This is a genomic window from Cryobacterium psychrotolerans (assembly GCF_900101115.1).
GTDB classification, from domain to species: Bacteria; Actinomycetota; Actinomycetes; order Actinomycetales; family Microbacteriaceae; genus Cryobacterium; species Cryobacterium psychrotolerans.
In genome coordinates, this window is sequence record NZ_FNFU01000001.1 from 125353 (window position 1) to 144716 (window position 19364).

Consider the following 19364-nt stretch of genomic DNA (forward strand, 5'->3'; position numbering starts at 1 on the left):
GCAGGAGAACATTCCACCTGAGTCCAGGCAGAGCCTCCGACACGTCGGCACAGAGGCTGTTTGCTTTGCTGCGCCCCTCGTTCGGGGAGCTGGATCAGGTTCGCGGCTGAGAAATACTGCGGTCGAACTCGGACTTTGCCGGCCGCGATGGACGCCGAAGCTGCACACGTCATTCCTCCGGCTGGTATGGGGGGTCGCGAAATTCTGAAGGTTCCAAGCCCAATCGGAGAAATCCGAGGTGTAGTTAGTGATGGAAATTGATTCTTTAAGGAGACGCGGCTACTTCGGCGCAACCGTGCCGAACGGTTCTTGGGCGTCCTCACCCGCGGTTCGCCGGTCCATGCAGGGGAACACTTACAGGGACACAAAGCCAGAGTTGGTGGTGCGAAGACTCGTCCACGCTCGCGGGCTTAGATATCGTGTGTGCGCACGACCGCTCCCCAATCTGAAGCGCACCGCGGACCTGGTCTTCTCGCGAGCGAGAGTGGCCGTATTTTTGGACGGGTGTTTCTGGCACGGATGTTCGCTCCACCACACATCTCCGACCACGAATTCCGGGTATTGGGCTGTGAAGATTTTGAAGAACATGATCCGCGATCAAGAAACAAACTGCATCCTGCAGAACGCTGACTGGACAGTCTTGCGCTTCTGGGAGCATCAGAACGCGCAGGAAGTCGCGGAAGCAATCGAATGGGTTGTCTTGGACCAGGCCTAACTACAAACCGAGCGCAGTCTTCACCGCCTCCGCTGCAGCCAGGTCAAAACTTGGAGGCGCCGCCTTGCCGATTTGGCAGAACTTCGATGATTGCGGCCCGACCCATTTCATACCCAGAGGGAAGGACTGGATTGCTGCCGTTTCCTCGAACGTCAGACGGCGGAGGTAGTCAGGAACTTCACTGAGGGCGGATGCGCCGTTCGTCGCCCCACAGCTGGGAGTGGTCTTCACCCTCAAAGAGCGCTGACACTGTTCGATGATGGGCGTTCTATCTCCGCCCATGGAGGCGGCGACCGTGAAGGATTGAGCGTCTAGATTCAGTGGGCGTCCCGCTCCATTGATCCCGCGAATGGCGGGGCGAATGGCGAATGGCAGCGTCGAAGTACCTGCCCGCCGAGTTCGGCGCTAACGCTACGGAGCCTCGATGTGTAGTGCCAGACCGAGCGTTGCTCGCGTGGCAAGGCTGAGTTCCCTCGGGGACTGCCTCGGTCTCGCGAGCAGATCGCCACGACGCAGGTCCTTCATCTAGCCCCATCGTTACTCGTGGAGCAATTCTCTGAACACTCGCATGGGCGTACGATCCAGCACGTAAGTGTCCAGGACGGACACATCGGCGAGTCCCCGACCTCTCAGTTCCGTGGCAGCACGTCTAATTTGAGGGTTCCAGTTGGGTTCGTCGTGGCGCCAAAGTGGATGACCGATGAGGACGGCTGCTCCGCGTCCGTTCTGAGTGACAAGGGCGGGGATGCCATTGACCAGTTCTTCGCTGACATTCAAATGGACGCCATAGCCGTCTTTGAACGTGCGAATCAGTTCGCTAGTTCGGTCATTCCAGAGCGTCAGGTCCAGTTCTCCTCCAAGCGCGAGTTGGACCACGTCTAGACCAAGCCGCCAATCGAGCGCCCAATGGTGGAATCGGTTCTCGTAATTGCGAAGGCAGCCTGGGCAAGACGAGGTGCAATCATTTCCGTGTGGCTCGCCTCGCAGGCGCGACCCAGTTCTGTCTCGGATCGACTCGAGCAGGCTCCGCAGAGTTGAGAGGTTGCCGAGTTCGAGTGCATAGCCGGCACCGTTGTCTAGGGCATCCGCAAGGAACACACGTGACGTCACTGTTCCGCCCAAGAGGGTCGGCTGCAGTCCGACCTCGAGTTCTGATTGCTCGATGTCCAAGTATGCCTTGGCTTCATTGCGAAGCAACTCAGCGAAAGACAGCAGTGCGCCATATCCGGCGGGGCACTCCCACCTTCGAGTCGCGACCGTGCCGTCCGGCAGGCTCAGGGCATCGAGTCCCAGAACGAGAACATCCGTCCTTCGAACCTCCCCGATTGCGGCGGGATCGAGCGCCACCCCGCCCGTGCGCATCCAATCTGGCAACGGCCGCCGGTAAAGGTCGGGATTGGTCGCAATCACGGAACCGTCACTTTGTTTGTTGAGGTTGAACAGCTTCCGATTGTTGTCGTTGACCGCGACGACCTCAGCTTGTTCCAGCAGCCTGACGGACATCCCGCCGAGACGTGCCTCGGTGCCGAGTTCGGCGTTAGCGGACAACTCGGAGTATCCCGCGTACATGGGGGTGATGTGCGAGTCGTCGTAATCGGGAGCGCTGTAAATAGTTCGATAGCCCGCTGGCTGGTACACCGAGAATTTTCGCATCTCTCCGCCACAGACGGAACAGGTCGTGTCCGCATCACTCGGCCGAGTGTCGAGGCTTCCACACCCAACGCAACGGTGTACTGGAAGCGGTTCGCCCAGCGGATCACGTGCTGTCGCACGTCCGCCGACCAAATTATAGGCGGCGAAGCCAATCGCGAGATGTTCCGCGCCGTCTTTCACGACCACTGCCCCGGGCGCGAAGGAAGTTATGGACATCCCCAGGTCGCGATCCGCGATCTTGTAACTTTTTTCATCAGCCGTACTTCGCACTGTCTTCGAGTACAGCGAACGAACCCTCGAGGGAAAGCCGAACATTGGCAGCACTCCAGCATTGGCCAGCAGTTCGCTGAGTTCTGGATGGCCAAAGTATGGATTGCCGACCGCCTCGTCGACGTCGCTTGTGAGTTGGTGATGTGCCCACAGAGTCAATTCTTCGACGCTGATCTGTGTGAAAACAGCAAACCGGCCACATACTTCTGGAACATCATCGGCGGCTTCGAGCCAGGCCTTGATCTGCTCTCGTCGCCGTGGCCAGTCGCTGGTCAGTCCGAAAGTGCCATGGATACTGGCCCCGGTTCGGCGTGGGGAATCATTGAGTGAAAGGAAAGCTCTGCGGAGGAGTTCTGCACCGATTACTCTGCGGACGATTCGAGGTCTTGACAGGTCAATAAATGGAGGCGGCGGGTCCGCGGCGGTCATCAACTCAGGCGATTGGAAATAGTAGTCGTCGTGTGCTCGATCACGCGAAACAGTGACTGCAAACGAGAACGGCTGACCCGAGCGGCCCGCCCTGCCCACCCGTTGTTGGTAGTTGAAGCGCTGGGGCGGCATATTGGCCATCGCTACGGCTCGAAGCGATCCAATATCGACCCCGACTTCCATCGTGGTCGTCACCGACAGCAAGTCGTAGGGATCCGCCAGTGTGCTCTCCTGCGGCGGCGGCAGTACTACGCCTTTGAAAAGCCGTTGGCGTGCCCTCTGCTCCGGCAGGCTCGTTTGCCCTGTGAGTTCGGCCACCCGCATTCGGCGCAACGGATGGCTCGCGAGCCATCCGTAGTAGTCGACTTCGAAGGCGTCGGCCGGCGAAGCCACAAGGGTCCCTGTCAGGCACTCCTCATTGGTGCAGGTCCCTGCCGACGGATGGAGGTGAACCGTCCCGCAGTTGGAGCAAATCCATACCTGGTCGCCAGGCTGACGCAACTCGAACTTGTCCTGGCCGCTGTGGAGTCTCAGCGTCCACGAGTCGTCCGTCAGCCCATTGGTGCGCATGAACTCGGACACGTCCGCAAGCAACGTGCCCGCCGAAATTCCCAGCCGCGAACCCACGTGGTTCAGAAATGCCTGCACAACTTTTGGCGCTGATCGCGAGATAGCAACATATCCGCCCTCGAATCGTTTGGCGATCCCGAGCAGTCGAATGACGCTAGACACGATGTCGCCGGCCGTATCGGTTGTAACTCCCCAATCACCAGGTGCGATCGATCGAGCTCGAACGAATCCAAGCCTGGTGGACTCGAGGTCGCGCGATGCGCGGTCAAAAACCGCTTCCGCAACTGCTCTCGCAGTAATCTGTGACCGCTCCTGATGAATTGGTCGAGCAATTCCGCCCTCTAGCGGGACCCAGTCGCCACTCCTCGGCGGATCGTAAGCGCGGTACCAGGGCGAACCGCCGATGCTTTGCGACACAGAGGGGCCCGGTCCCGCTGGATTCACTCCGGCAGTGAGGAGCGCTCGCTCGGCCTCCCGGACAAGGGTTGCCCAGGGCAATGATTCGGACTCGCGCTCGGCGGACGCAATGGCCTCTCGATCGGCTGTATCCGCAACTCCCGCATGCTCGAGCCGAAGCTTGTCAAAGAGTTCTCGTCGTTCCGCTACGAGGTTCTTGAGTTCCGCAGCTTCCTCTCCTTCAAGCTCGCCCCGCACAAGTGCGCGGAGTTGAGGAACTGGTGAGACTCGGTCATGGAGTAGCTGTCGGACGACTTGGCGCGCCTGGTCACGGAAGTTGTTGAGCGCGATTCCAGCCGCGATTCGTGCCGCATCATCGCGGCTGTCGGTGAAGACGATCGTGCGGGACTCAGCCGCCTCAGAACCGAGGCTTCGGAAGAGTTGGGAGACGGCCATTTGGTTGAGTTGCGACCGACCCGACGTATGAGCTCGGATCGGTGATCGCACCGTGCCTGCGAAATAGACGGACGCGTCGTGGTTATCTTGGCTTCCTCCGCACCGAGGGCACGCCTCGGGCAAGGCGGGCAGCGAGAGGTCATCCTGAGGAGTGGCCGTATGGCGCAACACGACTGCGGGTACGCCGTCGCCCGCGGGCATCAGGGCGCCAAGCTTGGCATCCCAGACGGCGCTTGCGAAATTAAAGGAGATCGCCGTTCGATCCTCGTCCATGTCCGCCGGTAGTTTGTGGGTTACCGACACATCCGGAGCAGGGGAACCCAGCCAGAGCCAGCGGTACTCGTCGTCACCGCGCCGGTACACGAAGTCACCGGAGTTGTCCCCCGGCGCAACCGGCGTCGTTGACAGAATCACTGTGCCATCGTCAAATCGATCAACGATGTAACCTCCGAGGCTGGCGTCTCCGCACTCGAAGCAATACAGCAGTTCGAGAACGCGCCCGCCGCAGGCCGCACACGTGGAACGAGGGGTGTCGTACAACTTGCCAACTCGGCGACCCGTGCCAGGTCTGCCGCCCGCGCACTCGGGATTTGAGCACGCCCAAAGCCCTCGCATCCCGCGCATCATGATGTGTCCTCGGAACTGGATTGTGGGCTTTTCGATCTCGGCGAGACCAACAAGCATCACGGCCAGAGCAGCCTCTCCGTCGGCGGATGCGCCGAAAAGACGAGACGCAATATCGGAAAACCGAGTTGCACGCGGACGGTCGTCAGTCGGCGCGATACATGCACCCGAGATAGCTTCGGCCCACCGACCCGCCCGTGCCGACTCACCTACCGAATCGGTCGCGGAAGCGAGCACTTCGGACGGAGATGGCGTTGTCGGAACGATCAACGCCCGAGGCTCACCTGGCTCGATAGCGAACGAGCGTCGATCAACGCCAAAGAAGCGCTCAAGGTATTCCAGCCCTGAATCGTCACCTGGGAGAGAAGCGCTAGTTCCAATGATTCGGAACTGATCGGAATTCGCGTCCAGGCCCAGTCGAGCGGCGAGGTTCCGAACGACCATGCCCACTTCGGCACCTGTGCTACCTCTGTAGAGGTGTAGTTCATCGACCACAAGCGTGAAGACGTGCTCGCGCGACTCTTCCAACCAACGGCGCGTGGCCGAAAAGATGGGCTCTTCGACATCTCGCATCAGCATGACGTTGAGCATCGAGTAGTTAGTGACGAGTACGTCAGGCGGAGTGGAGATCATGTCCCAGCGAGTTACGAGTTCTCCCGCGAACGGATCCTGGAATTGACTCATGAGCTCTGGGGTCGCAATTTGCGATATCGACGCGTTCTGGCGAACCAGATCCCGCATTGCCTTCGCAACTTCCTTCGCCGCCGGGTCCAAGTTGCGCCCGGACGGGATTGCGCCGGAGCCAGGCGTCGCGCCTGTGTAGCGACCGAACCAGATATCGATGGGCTGGGCATTTTCACGGAGTCCTCGCACCGCACGCCGAAGTCGCGCCACTTGATCCTCAACAAGTGCATTCGTCGGATAAAGCACCATTGACCTCACTGCGGCCGCAGATGTGCCGACGGTTCGGGCTGAGCGCCACGCCGAGCCTTGTCGATTAATGCTCCACCAGTCATGGACCGGCGGCAAAGCCGCAGAAGATCGCTTCTCAGAAGCGATTCTGGTCAACAACGGGATAAGGAATGACTCCGTCTTTCCGGATCCGGTGCCTGAAGTAACGACTGGATTGTGAGGACCTTGGGCGGCGAAATGGATTTGAAGGGCGCTCGCCTGATGCTTTCGCAGTCGCACCGTTGGCAGAACATCCTCCGTGACGCCGAAAACCGATCTGACCACATCACGAAGATCCCGCTCCGATATCCCCGCTTGCCGCGCGCTCGCCTCAACCGAGGCGACGCCGTCGTAGGGAGGCACAGGCTCGAGCATTAGGGGGGCAAAGAGATTTCCTTGCCCGTCGAGCAATAAGCGTCGACGCTCTTCCGCGAGGTGAGGGTCTCTGAGCGCATAGGCGGTGTCGATATATCTCAAGAATGCAGCGCGGAGATCTTCGGCGATCTGATCCGGCGTTGGAAATGTCACGGTACCTCACAGGTCAGTCGGGCAAAAATGGCGTCCGCCACGTGCCGTGGCACTGACGGGTACTGGAGCATGCGGTGGTTCACGAGTTCGCGAGGCGCGTGCCCGGAGCAGACTGCCAGCGCGCGCCCATAGAGCCCCGGCAGATCTGCTCCCAGCGGAACCACTACTGATCCGCTGGCTGAGTGATACCCGGCCAGGGGATCCGCCGCCCACATGTTCGCAACATGCTTAACGAGTTGAGCATTGCCGATCGCGACAGTGTCATTTGCGATGTCCTCCGACGATCGAACGACATACGTCGAGCGAAAGTCCTTGAGCCGAAATGCACCGACCGATGCAAGCGAGCTAGCGCTCTCCCAGGAAGCAGAGCTGGTGTCCCATCGTTCGAGGCTGCGGTAGCGCGGAACCACTATTCGCTTAAGGCCAGCCGCCACGTCTCCCAGTGGCGGGAGGGCGGCCGCAATCGCAAGCGCGGGTGACGTGTCACTGAGGGCGACATCCATCGCCGCTAGTTCACGCTTCAGCAGGACGACACGAGACCGGTCGCCTTGTACTTCGATCCTCGCAGTCTCAGCGTCGACGGTCTCGACTAGTCGAATCTCATCTCCGAACAGTGCACGCAAGTCTTGGAGTAACTTGCGAGACCGCGCTCCGACGAGTATCCAGCAGCCGGGCGCAGTTGGAATCAACGTGGCGGAATTGACGGCCCACTCCGTGACCTCCAGCCAGCCGTCACGCGCAACATCGATGTGGCCGATTACCTCTTGACGGCGGAGAAATGAGTCCGCGAAAAGTCCCGACCCCTCGATTTGGGCAGCAATCCTCTCGAAAACCGCGTAGGAGCCGTGGCCGACATGGTTGAGGGCGTCGAAGGCCACTTGAAAGTCAGGTCCCTCCATGTCCGATATCGGAGGGATCTCAACGCTGGAGTTCGGGCGGGCAGGTTGCTCATCACGTCGCCGCGCAGCCCACGGAGTCCCGGCGGAGCGCTTGACCAACCCGCAAGTGACACACTCGCCTTCGATCGTCCGTTGTCGCCGTTGGTCGGGCGTGGCTGGTGGAAACTGAAAACGGTGCATTCCCGTTGTCATGCAGGAATCGGCGGCCGACGCGACGCCAACGCTGATTCGTGTGGGCGGCTCGGTCGGCCGCGCTCTCACTCGAGGTGCGTACTCGGACATAGCCGCGGTCATTGAGTCAACTGCGCCACCTACGACCCGCGCGCCATTTACGTATACAGGCCAATCTGCCGGGCCGGCAGACAGCGGCCACGTCAAGGAGGAGCCCGACGAGTACACCAGGCGAATATCCATGTCATCCACGCTGAACTGTGGGGTATCGGCGGAGCGAAGCCGGAGTAGAGCTGTTGACGCAGGTCGGCGGGCCCCGTCGACGAACATCGCAACTACGAACTCGCCATCCGCGAGATCTTGTCCGGCTAGGGGAAGTACTGCAAGCTCGCCCTCGGCGTCGACTTGGATCAGAAGATGATCGGATTCGACACGGGTTCCGTCGTAGACCTTCAGAGATATGGACGACGCACCCGCGGCGAGACCGATCGCTTCGGGAGGTTCGACGGAGGACCATTTGCGAAGTAATCCGGGTAAGACGAAACCGCCCCGGAGAGTGAGGCTCGTCCGGGCGCGCGGCACGAGTGGTACCAGATCGAGGTGTGTCCCGGATGTTGTCGGTCCCGAAACCATTTGCACGTGCTCGTAGATCAGCCAACCGTCGGGCACACCCGAGAGTCCTGAACGCTCACCCCAGTTTGGGCGGGCATAGGAATTCAGATGGGCTTCTACGCGCGCCTTGGCACCGGCGCGTGCCAATACGAGCGTGTCCTCGCCCAATGAGACTCGTTCAACCTCTACGTATGCTCCCTGCAAGTCATCCCATCTGAGGGGCACCACGCGGCGTGGACGACGCGCGAAAGGGCGGTTGTCGCCTTCGCCAAGTTTGCCAGCGATAGACTCCTCTGCCAGCGATTCAGAGTTGATCTCCGCTGTGCTCGCCAGCCGGGTCGCGCTACCTGGCGCTGGAATGGTGGGGATCGGTATCTCCCGACCCGCTGCCTCAAATCGGGCTACCTCCGGGCCATTTGAGCGGTATGGGAGGAGCAGGTTGAACTCGATCGACCGGCGCGGGAAAGTTCGTAGAAAGGCGAGTAGGCGCGTCCCTGTCGATGGCCGCAACTCCGCCACGGTCGCTTGCCCGGATCCGTCCCACGCCTCGAGTTCGAGGCACGCCGCTTCCACAATGCGATCTCTCGCAGCCGGCATAATCCAAAGGCGGCGAAGATTCGAGCTGAGAGGGCTCGGGGTAGTCGTCGCATACGGATCCATGGCAGGCTCCATGTCGCTTGGTGCCATGCGCAGGCCCGGACTCATTCCTTCGAGCGCGAAGAACTCGTGCAATCCGATGCGATCGTGCTGGCGGACAACTGCTTGCGACATAGGGAGTCCGACAAAAGCATGTCCGCCTATTGCGTAGGCGGTCGGAACGCCTCTCTCGCCCTCCCACGCCTCCAGCCACGCGTTGAGTGATCCCCAAATCTGCTGCGCGTGTCGCCGATAGTCCTCTTCAACGCGAGGCTGTCGCTCAAGCGGCACCCGCAGGATCGAGTGCAGCCGCGCGTAGTAATTGTGGGCGGCGAAATCATGGTCGGCCTGCATGCGTTCCGCTGCAAAGGTCAAGATGACGAGAAGCGGTAGGCCCGGCGGGGTCTCGAGCGGGTGTGCGCGATGTTGTTCCGCGAGGTCCGCCTGAAGTCGAAACGGCGCAACTCTCGGGTCATCCAAAGAGAGTGTGGTTCGGACAACCTCTGCCAGAGCCTCAAACGCATCTCCGGAGAGATCTGCGATCGCCCGTATTCTGTCTAGTTGTTCAGCGTCTCCGAGCGTGTAGACGGGTCGACCAGCGTTTGAGGAATCGAAAAGCACATCGGCTATCGCTTCGCTTGCCCGCTCGTTGGCTGACGGCATTCACATCCCCCTGACTGGTCTTCAAATGATAGTGAGTACCGCCGATTTCCTTGGCACATAGTTGCCGCCCCATGACAATAGGTCGAGTCGAGGACCTGATCCAGGACTTTGGCGTTGCAAATCCTTGCTGGGTCGGGATCGCAAACTGAGACTGGCAAAGGAACAGTCTCCCTCGAGCTGGGCACGCGCAGCCTGTGGCTCGCGCTCCTGTCGTGGCCCCAGGGCCTGCGCGGAGAGGTCGAACTGGGCCGCGCCAACCCGGCCGGGGCATCCGCGTTCTTCGACCAGGCGTTCGCCCGGGCCTCCCAGCTGGGCGGTCCGTGCTGGGAGGGGATGCCGGCCGGGGGCTCGCCCTGGTGGCCGAGGCCGCGAGGGGGAGCGGAGCGGGCGAGATTTTCCCGGGTTATCTGGCTTCCCGAACCGGCATGAAGGAACTCATGGTCCGTTCGCCGCTGCACGCCGAGGCCCTCGGCGACGAAAGCGCCGGTCAGGCCGCCCGGCTGCTCGGTGCCGAGATCGACAACCCGGCGCTGGCTGACCTGCTCTCACGTTGACGCGCGCCGGCCCGGCGGCTGGCTGTCAGTGGTCCCCGCTAGCGTGAACACATGAAGATCCTGCACACCTCGGATTGGCACATCGGGCGCACGTTCCACACGCACTCGACCCTGGACCACCTCGGCCAGGTTCTCGCCGCGCTCGTCCAGGTCGTGCGCGAGCGCCAGGTCGATGTCGTCGCCGTCGCCGGGGACGTGTTCGACTCGGCCATGCCGTCCAAGGAGAGCTTCACGCTTCTTGCGTCCACGCTGAGGGACATCAAGGCCGCGGGCGCCGCGGTCGTCATGACCAGCGGCAACCACGACTCGGCCGCGCGCCTCGGCTTCCAGGCCGAGTGGACGAGCCTCGCCGGCATCCACGTCATCACCCGGCACGACCAGTACCGCGAGCCGGTCACGATAACGGATGCCCACGGCCCGGTTCACTTCTACGGCATCCCGTACCTGGAACCGGTGCTGATCCGTCACCACTACCCCGACGTCGTGCTGAAGACGCACGAGCAGGTGCTCGGTTTCGTGATGGACCAGGTGCGGGAGGACCTCGCCGCCCGCGGCGGGCGGAGCGTCGTGCTCTCCCATTGCTTCGCCGCCGGAATTGCCCCGGCCGCCGAGGCCAGCGACGTAGAGCGGGACATCACCGCCGGCGGACTCGACGTCGTGCCGCTGAGCGTCTTCGACGGCCCGGACTACGTCGCTCTCGGCCACATCCACGGCCGGTCGGAACTGACCGAACGTGCTCGCTACTCCGGCGCACCGCTGCACTACTCGTTCGGCGAGGCCGGCAAGCCCCGAGGAGGGTGGCTCGTGGAGCTGAACGCCGACGGACTCGGCCCGGTCGAGTGGATCGACCTCCCCGTGCCGCGACGACTCAGCGAGCTCAGGGGCCCGATGGACGAGCTGCTCGGCGACGAGCGTTTCGCCGACAACGAAGGCGACTGGGTGAAGGCCATCGTGACCGACCAGGTGCGTCCGCTCGACAGCATGAAGAAGCTGCAGGGCCGTTTCCCGCACTGCGTGATGCTCGAACACCGGCCAGCCATCGTCGTCGACGCCGGAGTCGCCACCTACGCCGAGCGGATCAAGGAGAAGAGCGATCCCGACATCATCGCGGGCTTCCTCGAATACGTGCGCAACGGCGAAGGCCCCACCGAATTCGAGCGCGAACTCATCGCCGAAGTGCTGAACGAACAGGGAATCCGGCAGGCCAACGCATGAAGATCAAACGCCTCAGGCTCGCCGGCTTCGGGCCGTACAAGAACGAGCAGCTCATCGACTTCGAGAAGTTCGACAGCGACGGCATCTTCCTGATCACTGGCAAGACCGGTGCCGGCAAGTCCAGCATCCTCGACGCCATCTGCTTCGCCCTCTACGGCCATGTGCCGCGCTACGACGGCACCGAGCTGCAGCTGCGCAGCGATCACTGCGAACCGGATGACCCGAGCTTCGTCGAGCTCGACTTCAGCATGAACGAGCGCGACTACCGCATCTTCCGCACGCCCAGGTTCGAGCGGCCGAAGAAACGCGGCGAGGGCACAACCACGTCCCTGCCCGAGGCTAGGCTCTTCGTCAGGCAGGGCGACGACTGGCAGGGCGTCGCGGCCAAGCCGGCGGATGTCAGCCACGAGCTGGCCGAGATCCTCCCGTTGAAGGAGGACCAGTTCCTCCAGGTGATCCTGCTGGCGCAGAACCGGTTCCAGAAGTTCCTGCTCGCCAAGACCGACGAACGTCGCGCCGTGCTGCGCACCCTCTTCGGCACGTCCCGCTTCGACCAACTTGAGCAAGCCCTGATCGCGCGCCGGAAGGAGCTGGACGCCCAGCTCGCCGACGTGCAGCGAGCCATCACCGACCGGGCCCGCATTGCGGCGAACCAGCTGCGGCTGGGCGACGACGCCGTGCCCCAGAACCCGGGCCTCGACTGGTTCACGTCGGGCCTGGCCGACCTCGAGCGTCAGCTCGACGAGGCCACGTCGCTCGCCGAGCTGGCCGCCGCCCAATTCACCGCCGCGGCCGACCATCACCAGGTGCTGGGAGAAGTTGCGCGGCGCCAGGCCCGCCGGGACACAGCCCTGGCCCAGCTGGCCGTGCTCACCGATCGCGAAGAGGCCATCGCCGCGGAGCGCACGGCACTCCAAGCCGCTGCGCGCGCCGCCCGCGTCTGGCCGCAGATCCGCGCCGGACAGCAGGCGACCGTCGCCCTCGAGACCGCGCTGACCGACGAAACGGATGCCCGCGCCGCATGGCAGCATTTCCGCCCGGCCGGCCCCGAGCCGGAGACCCACGCGTCGCTCAAGCTCGTCACCGACGCGCTGCTCGGCCGGCTCGGCACCCTCGCCGATGCGCTCGGTGACGAAAAGAAGCTGCCCGGTCTCAATCTCGAAATCACCCGGCTGCACGGTCTCGTTGAGCAGCACACGACGGCTCTGCACGACGCCCAGCTCGTGATCGATGCCCTCCCCAAGCAGATCGAGTCCGTCGGCGTCGAGCACGCCGCGGCCGCACTCGGTGCCGCGCGGAATGGCGAGGCCGCCGCAGCCCTCGAGCGGGCCGAAACCGCCCTGTCGGCCGCGGACTCGGTTGTGGTTCACGCCGCAGAGGTGCTCGAAGCATCCCAGGCCGAACTCGTCGCGAGCAGGGAGAACGCCGCCGCCGCGGCCCACTACGACGCCCTGCTGTCCCGGCGCTTCGCCGGGTACGCCGCCGAGCTCGCATCCCAGCTGGAGGAGGGCACCCCGTGCTCCGTCTGCGGCTCGGAGAACCACCCCGCCCCCAGCGTCGGTGAAGCCGATTCGGTCACCGAGGGAGATGTGACCTCCGCGCGGAAGGCCGTGACCGTGCGACAGCAGGCGTTGGCGGATGCCGGCACCACCGTGCAGGACGCACGCACGCGCCTGGCGCAGGCCGAGGCCCACGCGGGGAACCGCTCCGTCGAGGAACTCACCGCCGAACGAGCGGCCGCCCAAACTGCACTCGACGACTCCGAAACCGCGACCGGGCTCCTGGCCAGACTGGCGCAGGATCTGATCGAACTTCGCCGCGACCTCGCCGACGCGACCGCGGGCCTCATCGGTTTCCGTGCGACTCGCGATGCCTCGGCCGCCGCGCACACCGACCGCGCCGCTCACCGCGAAGCACTCATCCACCGCGTGACAGCTCAGCGCGGCGACTTCGACTCGGTCACCGAACATGTGGACCGTCTGAACGACGAGCTCGGGGCCGCACGTGCTCTCGATGAAGCCCTGGGCGTCAGCCGAGAGCGCGGCACCGTGCGCGTCGCCGCGATTGCGGCGATGACCATGCAGCTGTTGCAGGAGGACTTCGCCGACGAGGCGACCGCCGAAGCGGCGCGGGTTGGCGATGCCGACGCCCAGCGCCGGGAATCAGCCCTGCGCACCCACGACGACGAGATCGCCGCGGCGCGGTCAGCCCTGGCCGACCCCGAGCTCGCCGACCTGCCCGCCGAGCCGGTCGACCGGGAGCCGGCCCGTGAGGCCTTCGACCTCGCGAGCGCGGCCCGTGACGACGCCATCACCGCCCGCAGCTCGGTGGATGAGCGCGTCACCCAGCTGACCGCCCTCGTGACCGAGGTCACGGCGCAGTTCGCGGCATCCGCTGCTCTTCTGCTGACCCACACGCAGGTGCGCCAGCTCGCCGACGTCGTGCACGGCGACGAGCCGAACACGAAGCGGATCCGCCTGGAAACCTACGTGCTCGCCGCCCAACTCGAAGAAATCGTCGCCGCCGCGAACACGCGGCTGCGCACGATGACAAGCGGGCGCTACACGCTGGAGCACGACGACTCCCTGGAATTCCGCGCCACCCAGTCCGGCCTCGGCCTCGGCATCCGCGACGAGTTCACCGGCCGCACCCGGGCGACCAATTCGCTCTCCGGCGGCGAGACGTTCCTCGCCTCGCTCGCGCTGGCCCTCGGGCTGGCCGAGGTCGTCACCAGCCAGGCCGGCGGCATCACCCTGGACACGCTCTTCGTCGACGAGGGCTTCGGCTCCCTCGACAGCGAAACCCTCGAGACGGCGATGAGCACTCTCGACACCCTCCGCGCCGGCGGTCGCACGATCGGCCTGATCAGCCACGTCGACTCGATGAAGGAGCAGATCCCGGCCAAGCTCAGAATTTTCGTCACCGACCAGGGGCACAGCAAGATCGAGGCGGGGCGCGAGCTGACTTAGCGTCAACGGTGTCCACATTACCTAGTTGGTATCGATGCGTACGCTGTGTCGAGTAGCGCCGCCCGCAAACGAGGAGGGTCCCTACTTTGCCTTGGACGGAACCAGGCAACGACGACCGTTTGGACTGCCTAATCCGGTAATACCCGGAGAAATCCACAAGAGCGCGCTCAGACCCTCTCGGAGCACACACGTTTGGAGGTCCACTCCAGGGATCTAGGCGGCATGACGGTCCAACGCAGAGTCAGGCTGAAATTCGCGTTTCCGCGTAGTAATCGTAGTGTCGCTGCTTGAACGGTCGATCTCGACGGTAATCAAGTCCTGTCCTGGTGCGGCAGGAGTCAGCTCCAGCGCGAGATAGTCGAATAGCTCGCGTTGATGAACCGCGACGACTACTTGCCGGCCTTGCTCCCTCGACATGTGTTTCAACAGGGCGGCGAAGTTTGCGATGTGAATGTCATCCATGGACTGGACCGGGTCGTCAAGGATGAGCCAGGGCAATTCGTTTGGGGCAACGAAATGTAGGGATAGAAACAGGGAGAGGGCAGCAGTATTCAGGTTCCCATGGCTGAGCATCGCCGACGGGGTTCCAGCACTCTGGCCCTGTCGATCCTGAGTCGTCAGGTTTACGGAGATGCTGCGTTCACTCTTGATCTGTCGGTCGAATTGGGGGAGGAACGGTTCATCAGGAACGAGTCTGGAGAATAGCTTTCTCCACGTTCCGTTGAGGCGCTGGTCAAAAACCGAATTGATCACTCTTGATCGTTCCTCCTCCGCCCGAACTCGCAGGTCTGATGCCAAGTCCTTTCGGTGCTTGGCTTCGCCCAACTGCGCATCCATGCCATCCAGACGCTTCTGGTCTCTCTCGACTGAAATCCGCAGTTCGGTACTTTCTTCGACTGCAGTTTCGAATTCCTTAAGCGTGCTCCTGAGCCTCGACGCCGTACGGCGCAGAGTTTCAGACTGGGTCCGCCTAAGGGTGAGTTTTTCACGCAGGAACTCAATCCGTTCTGCATTGGACTGATCGCTCTGGGGATGGCCAACAGCCAGTTCCGTCTCGATCGTCTTGATCTGCGAAACGAGTTCTCGTGAACGCGCGCGCTTCGAGATGGCTGCGTCAAGCTGCTCCTCAAGGGCAGCTAGAGCGCTTGATTGCACCTTCACGTCATCGAGAAGGGCCTCGATGGGGGGATATTCCTGGATGAGGACCGACACAGCTTTTCTCAGAGAATGTCGGCTGCCTGCGACATGCGGCTCTTCAGCTTGGGCTTCGAGACGGGAAATTTCGAGGCTGATCTGGGCTATTTCAGTTTCGCAGTCTCGCAGTCGTACGTCCGCTGTTGACCACGCCTCGGTTTCCAGATGCAATTCTTCGAGCTTCGACTGGATGTGTTCTTGGAGTCCCTCCGCGCCGCTTTCGAAGCCTTGATCACATACCGGGCAGTTGGGCCCGCTGACGTTTGGAAGTATGAGAGCGAGGGCTTCAGTGAGTTGCCCTGAAATAAGCGTTGCGCCTAGGTCATCACGCAGTTCTCTCAGCTGGTTTCCAATGCTGATTCGGTCGTGAAGGGTGTCGCGCCGCCGCCGCAGCCGGCTTTGCATATCCTGAGCATTTTGAATTTCTTCATCAAGTCGTTCCAAGAACTGACGCGCGTGGTTAGTCATTCGATCCAGATCGTTACGGGCATGCTCACGGCGCCATTCAGCTTCAACCTCGAGGAGGCTGTTAGCAGTTTTCGCATAAGAGTTGATCGGCCCATCAATTTCGGACCACAGCGTGTTGAGCAACCGGCGCGCGGAAACGACGTCCAATTCGAGCTCGTTGAATGTCGAGTCCATCAGTTCGAGATCAGGACCACCAACTGCCTCTGAAATGGAAGTGGCGATTCTGAGCATCGCGTCCAGGTTTGTGAGCGCTGCGAGCTCAGACTCGTTCTGCTCAGCCTCTCGCAACTCGCGGGAGGCACAACGTGAGAGTTCCTTGTCGGATGCGTCGCCCGGAACCGTGGAAGCCATTCTTTCGCGCAGCACGGCTCGGAGTTGCCCGAGGTCCTTGTCGAGAGCGATCAATCGGAGTTTCTGGTTGGCGTGGCCCTCAGCAACCCGCTTCCGTTCTGCTAGAGCGGCAGTCCACACCCGACTTTTCTTCTGCGCGTAGTCGACTCGAATTGTGGAATGCAGACCGGAAATTAGATCGTCGAGTCTGTCGATTCCAAGAAGCTCCTTTACGAAATTGATGAGTGCAGACTCTTGGCGCTTTTGGTCGGGCGGCGCGTAGACATCGAGCAAACGTCCGAGCGTCGCCTGAGAGAGAAGACAACGCTCAGCGAAGTGGCGCCCCAGATGCTCGTCGAGTAAGGGCTGGCCGTCAGGTCCGCGTGTGCTCAGGCTGAGTGTTGAGGACACGCCAATCCTGTTCGTGCTGTTGGAAACAGCCAAGCTCACGGATCCATCGCGACTTCCTCGATGAAGAATATGCTTCGCGTACGACTCGTCGCCTGAATCACGCAAGTGGGAGATTGTTCCCGTTGCCGCCAGTTCAATCGCGGAAAGTATGCTGGTTTTGCCCGCCCCATTGTTCCCATGCAACAGCACAATGGACCCGTCCAGTGGGATGGTCCATTCCCCGCGGATGCTTCTAAAGTTCTTGACTTTCAACGATTTCAGCCGTGGATTCACTTTTGACCTACCTCGGTTGCGTCGAGATCCTCATTTTGCAGGGGCTCCTCAAACCATCTGAGAAGGCGCGTCTCCACGGCAAGGATTCCCAACTCGCTCTGTGCCACTATTTCGGTGAGTGGTGAAGCGTATGAGCTTGACCTGGCGAAGTCTTGGAGCGGTTTGAGTGGATCCTCGAGCGCTTCCGCATCGGTGTTCTCAATGTGAAATGGAATGAGCGGGGCGATCTGTTCTTCGACGGTAAGGGAAGTTTGAGTCGTGTCAACGAGGAGCACACGGGCGAAGGCCTGGATCCGATGGAAAGCAACGTCATGGCGGATGGGTGGGCCGATGGCAATCAGCGTTAGGGTTCTGAAGGATCCGGCGACGTCGAGTGACTGGGCGATGCTCTGAAGATTCCAAAACGCTTCTTCAACCGCCGCAGGTCCAACTTGGTCGATGATCACTAGATCGAGAGATCCTTCTCCTGCCACGAGGGGGATCCCGTAGTCGAATTGGACCTCTCCAATCGAATAGGGAACTGCAAGGCGGTGATAGCCGATTGATTCGAGGATTTCGATCGTTTCGGCGACCGCGAGCAACAATTCCGGCGATTCCATCAGATCGTCACCTTCTGTGAGAACACGGTGCGCAGCTCTTCCGCGTTCGTCGCGCGTAGCCAAATATCCGCCAATGAGATCTCATGTGTCAGTGCGCCGGGCCGTCGCGCTGAACCCATCCTTCCCGTTGGGCTTCGTTGCGCAGAGTTTGGACTAGATCCGGTGAGCCTGGCTATGATCATGCGGCCAGTCGGATGCCGCCACTCACTGGCTTTCCTCGCAACGATGGCTGCCGCGTCGTCCTTCACTAGGGCCATTTGGATTGTGCTTGTGTCGGTGCCCCTTAGGAGAACCATCCCCGCCCGAGCGGGGGTCGACTCTATGCGCACTTTCCATGCGCCGGAAAGATCGAGATAATTCAGCAGAGCAAGCATGGCAGCGATCTCTGGAGTCCTGTTCTGGCTGGCGTGTGGGTCATTGAGCGCATCCGAGACTGGCCCATAGTAGATGGGCGTGTATCCATCAGCGGGGTCGGCATCGCCGTGATAACGGCGAATCAGCGGAGACAATGCCCTCGACTGAAACGAAATGAAGGTTGTGGATTGATCCCCGATTCGTCTTGCCAAATCCGATTCACGGTGCTCAATAGCAGCGAACAGAGCGCCTCGTAGCCACGTGCCTTCTTTGAGGCCATCGAGCCTGCCAGCGAGAGCCTGAATTTTAAGCCCGATTGTTCGGAGGAGTAGCGCCGCGAGCATAGGTTCGGAATACATCGGGATGTGGGATGCACTCTCAACGGCGGTGCGGTTGGAGCTGTATTCAATCCCATAGGAGGACTGGAGAATGGTCTTGTGCCCGTCCTGAAGCGCCTTGTCGGATATTACGTAGGCGGGAGCACGTTCATCCCATGCCCAAGGCAATTCTTTGCTCGCGTGCGAATGGACGCGAACCAGGTTTTCATCTTGGAACGAGAGGCCAAAGACTAGAGTCCTGAAGTCAGTCATCAACTCAGTGACCATCTGGAATACCCGCCGGTGGGGGTCCCCATCTTGGCCCCACGTGGCAATATCCAGTGTTTGCGCGACCAAGTAGTCGCGATATTCGAGCGACTCCGAGGCGCGAATCGCGCAACCGTGAATCTTGTAGAGTCGCGGCGCTCTGGAATTGGCGTTCGCGCGAAAGTCCTCTTGTGTCATGAGGACTGAGACATGTCCAAGGGTAGGGCTGCTCGAACCGGCAAGCGACGAGTACGCCGCCTCGATCAGCCCGTCCCAGTTTGTGGTCACCGCATGAGGCAAGTTCCCTTCGTGCATGAGTAGCGCGATTAGGAGGTGGTTCTCACCAGGCTCGATACTGGGTGCGCCGTAGGTTCTGCACACCTCAACAGCGTTCCAGAGAAGGTAGTCAGTACGTTCATTTCCAACCGTTTGGGCAAGAATCTTTGCGTACTTCTCAACGTAGGGTTCGAGCTCGCCTGCTGAGGGAACTACCCAAGCGCTCGGATCCGCGTCAAAGGCTGTCTGGATATTCTCGGGGAACCGCCCATGGATGATCGCATGCAATGCGATTGCATGAATATCGCCGGGCCGGCTACCTCCCTCCGTCTTCAGGTACATGAGGACGCGTCGAATTAGCTCAGCGAGGCCAGGGACCTGGTTCCACGAAATGCCCGACCCCAGCCAAAAGACGCGATTCGCGTTCGCCACGTCGTCCAGGAGGGCCGCTTGTGAACCCTTGAGGGCCTCAAGCGCTATAACCATGTCCGAGTGACTCTCGGCGCTCGCGGGCATCATGCGTTTAGCGTGACACATGGATTGAACGCATTTCGAAAGCTAGTC

9 protein-coding genes are annotated in these 19364 nt (G+C 61.6%); 4 read left to right on the top strand and 5 right to left on the bottom strand.

Annotated elements, in window-relative coordinates; translation table 11 throughout:
- The first annotated feature begins 250 nt into the window (after window positions 1–250).
- Complete coding sequence (locus BLQ39_RS00515; protein ID WP_092321127.1) at window positions 251–715, top strand: very short patch repair endonuclease; 465 nt, start codon at window positions 251–253, stop codon at window positions 713–715.
- A 537-nt stretch (window positions 716–1252) separates the two neighbouring features.
- On the opposite strand, the gene BLQ39_RS00520 is transcribed toward BLQ39_RS00515, so the two are convergent.
- Both BLQ39_RS00520 and BLQ39_RS15490 read right to left on the bottom strand, forming a co-directional pair.
- Window positions 1253–6592: a DEAD/DEAH box helicase gene (locus tag BLQ39_RS00520; protein ID WP_135109453.1), complete on the bottom strand. Its 5340-nt coding sequence runs from the start codon at window positions 6590–6592 to the stop codon at window positions 1253–1255.
- Window positions 6589–9573 carry a hypothetical protein gene (locus tag BLQ39_RS15490; protein ID WP_135109452.1) on the bottom strand — a complete coding sequence of 995 codons (2985 nt, stop codon included), beginning with the start codon at window positions 9571–9573 and terminating at the stop codon, window positions 6589–6591. Before BLQ39_RS15490 ends, BLQ39_RS00520 begins: the two co-directional genes overlap by 4 nt.
- 320 nt (window positions 9574–9893) lie before the next feature.
- Between BLQ39_RS15490 and BLQ39_RS15495 the strand changes: the two genes are divergently transcribed.
- Genes BLQ39_RS15495 through BLQ39_RS00535 form a run of 3 tightly spaced genes read left to right on the top strand, consistent with a single transcriptional unit; the run spans window position 9894 to window position 14311 of the window.
- Complete coding sequence (locus BLQ39_RS15495; RefSeq protein WP_135109451.1) at window positions 9894–10127, top strand: hypothetical protein; 234 nt, start codon at window positions 9894–9896, stop codon at window positions 10125–10127.
- A gap of 51 nt (window positions 10128–10178) precedes the next feature.
- Window positions 10179–11342, top strand: a complete 1164-nt coding sequence (locus BLQ39_RS00530; protein WP_092321130.1) for an exonuclease SbcCD subunit D — start codon at window positions 10179–10181, stop codon at window positions 11340–11342.
- Complete coding sequence (locus tag BLQ39_RS00535; protein ID WP_092321131.1) at window positions 11339–14311, top strand: AAA family ATPase; 2973 nt, start codon at window positions 11339–11341, stop codon at window positions 14309–14311. Before BLQ39_RS00530 ends, BLQ39_RS00535 begins: the two co-directional genes overlap by 4 nt.
- 213 nt (window positions 14312–14524) lie before the next feature.
- Here BLQ39_RS00535 and BLQ39_RS00540 read toward each other — a convergent pair whose 3' ends face one another.
- The 3 genes from BLQ39_RS00540 to BLQ39_RS00550 are packed head-to-tail and all read right to left on the bottom strand — an operon-like array spanning window position 14525 to window position 19319.
- The gene (locus tag BLQ39_RS00540) at window positions 14525–16987 is read right to left on the bottom strand and encodes an AAA family ATPase (RefSeq protein ID WP_092321132.1); all 2463 of its coding nucleotides are present in this window, start codon (window positions 16985–16987) and stop codon (window positions 14525–14527) included.
- On the bottom strand, window positions 16984–17586 hold the full coding sequence (locus BLQ39_RS00545) for a hypothetical protein (RefSeq protein ID WP_092321133.1): 603 nt from the start codon (window positions 17584–17586) through the stop codon (window positions 16984–16986). The genes BLQ39_RS00540 and BLQ39_RS00545 overlap by 4 nt, the downstream gene beginning before the upstream one ends.
- Window positions 17586–19319 carry an SIR2 family protein gene (locus BLQ39_RS00550; RefSeq protein WP_167738580.1) on the bottom strand — a complete coding sequence of 578 codons (1734 nt, stop codon included), beginning with the start codon at window positions 19317–19319 and terminating at the stop codon, window positions 17586–17588. Before BLQ39_RS00550 ends, BLQ39_RS00545 begins: the two co-directional genes overlap by 1 nt.
- Between the last annotated feature and the right edge of the window lie 45 nt (window positions 19320–19364).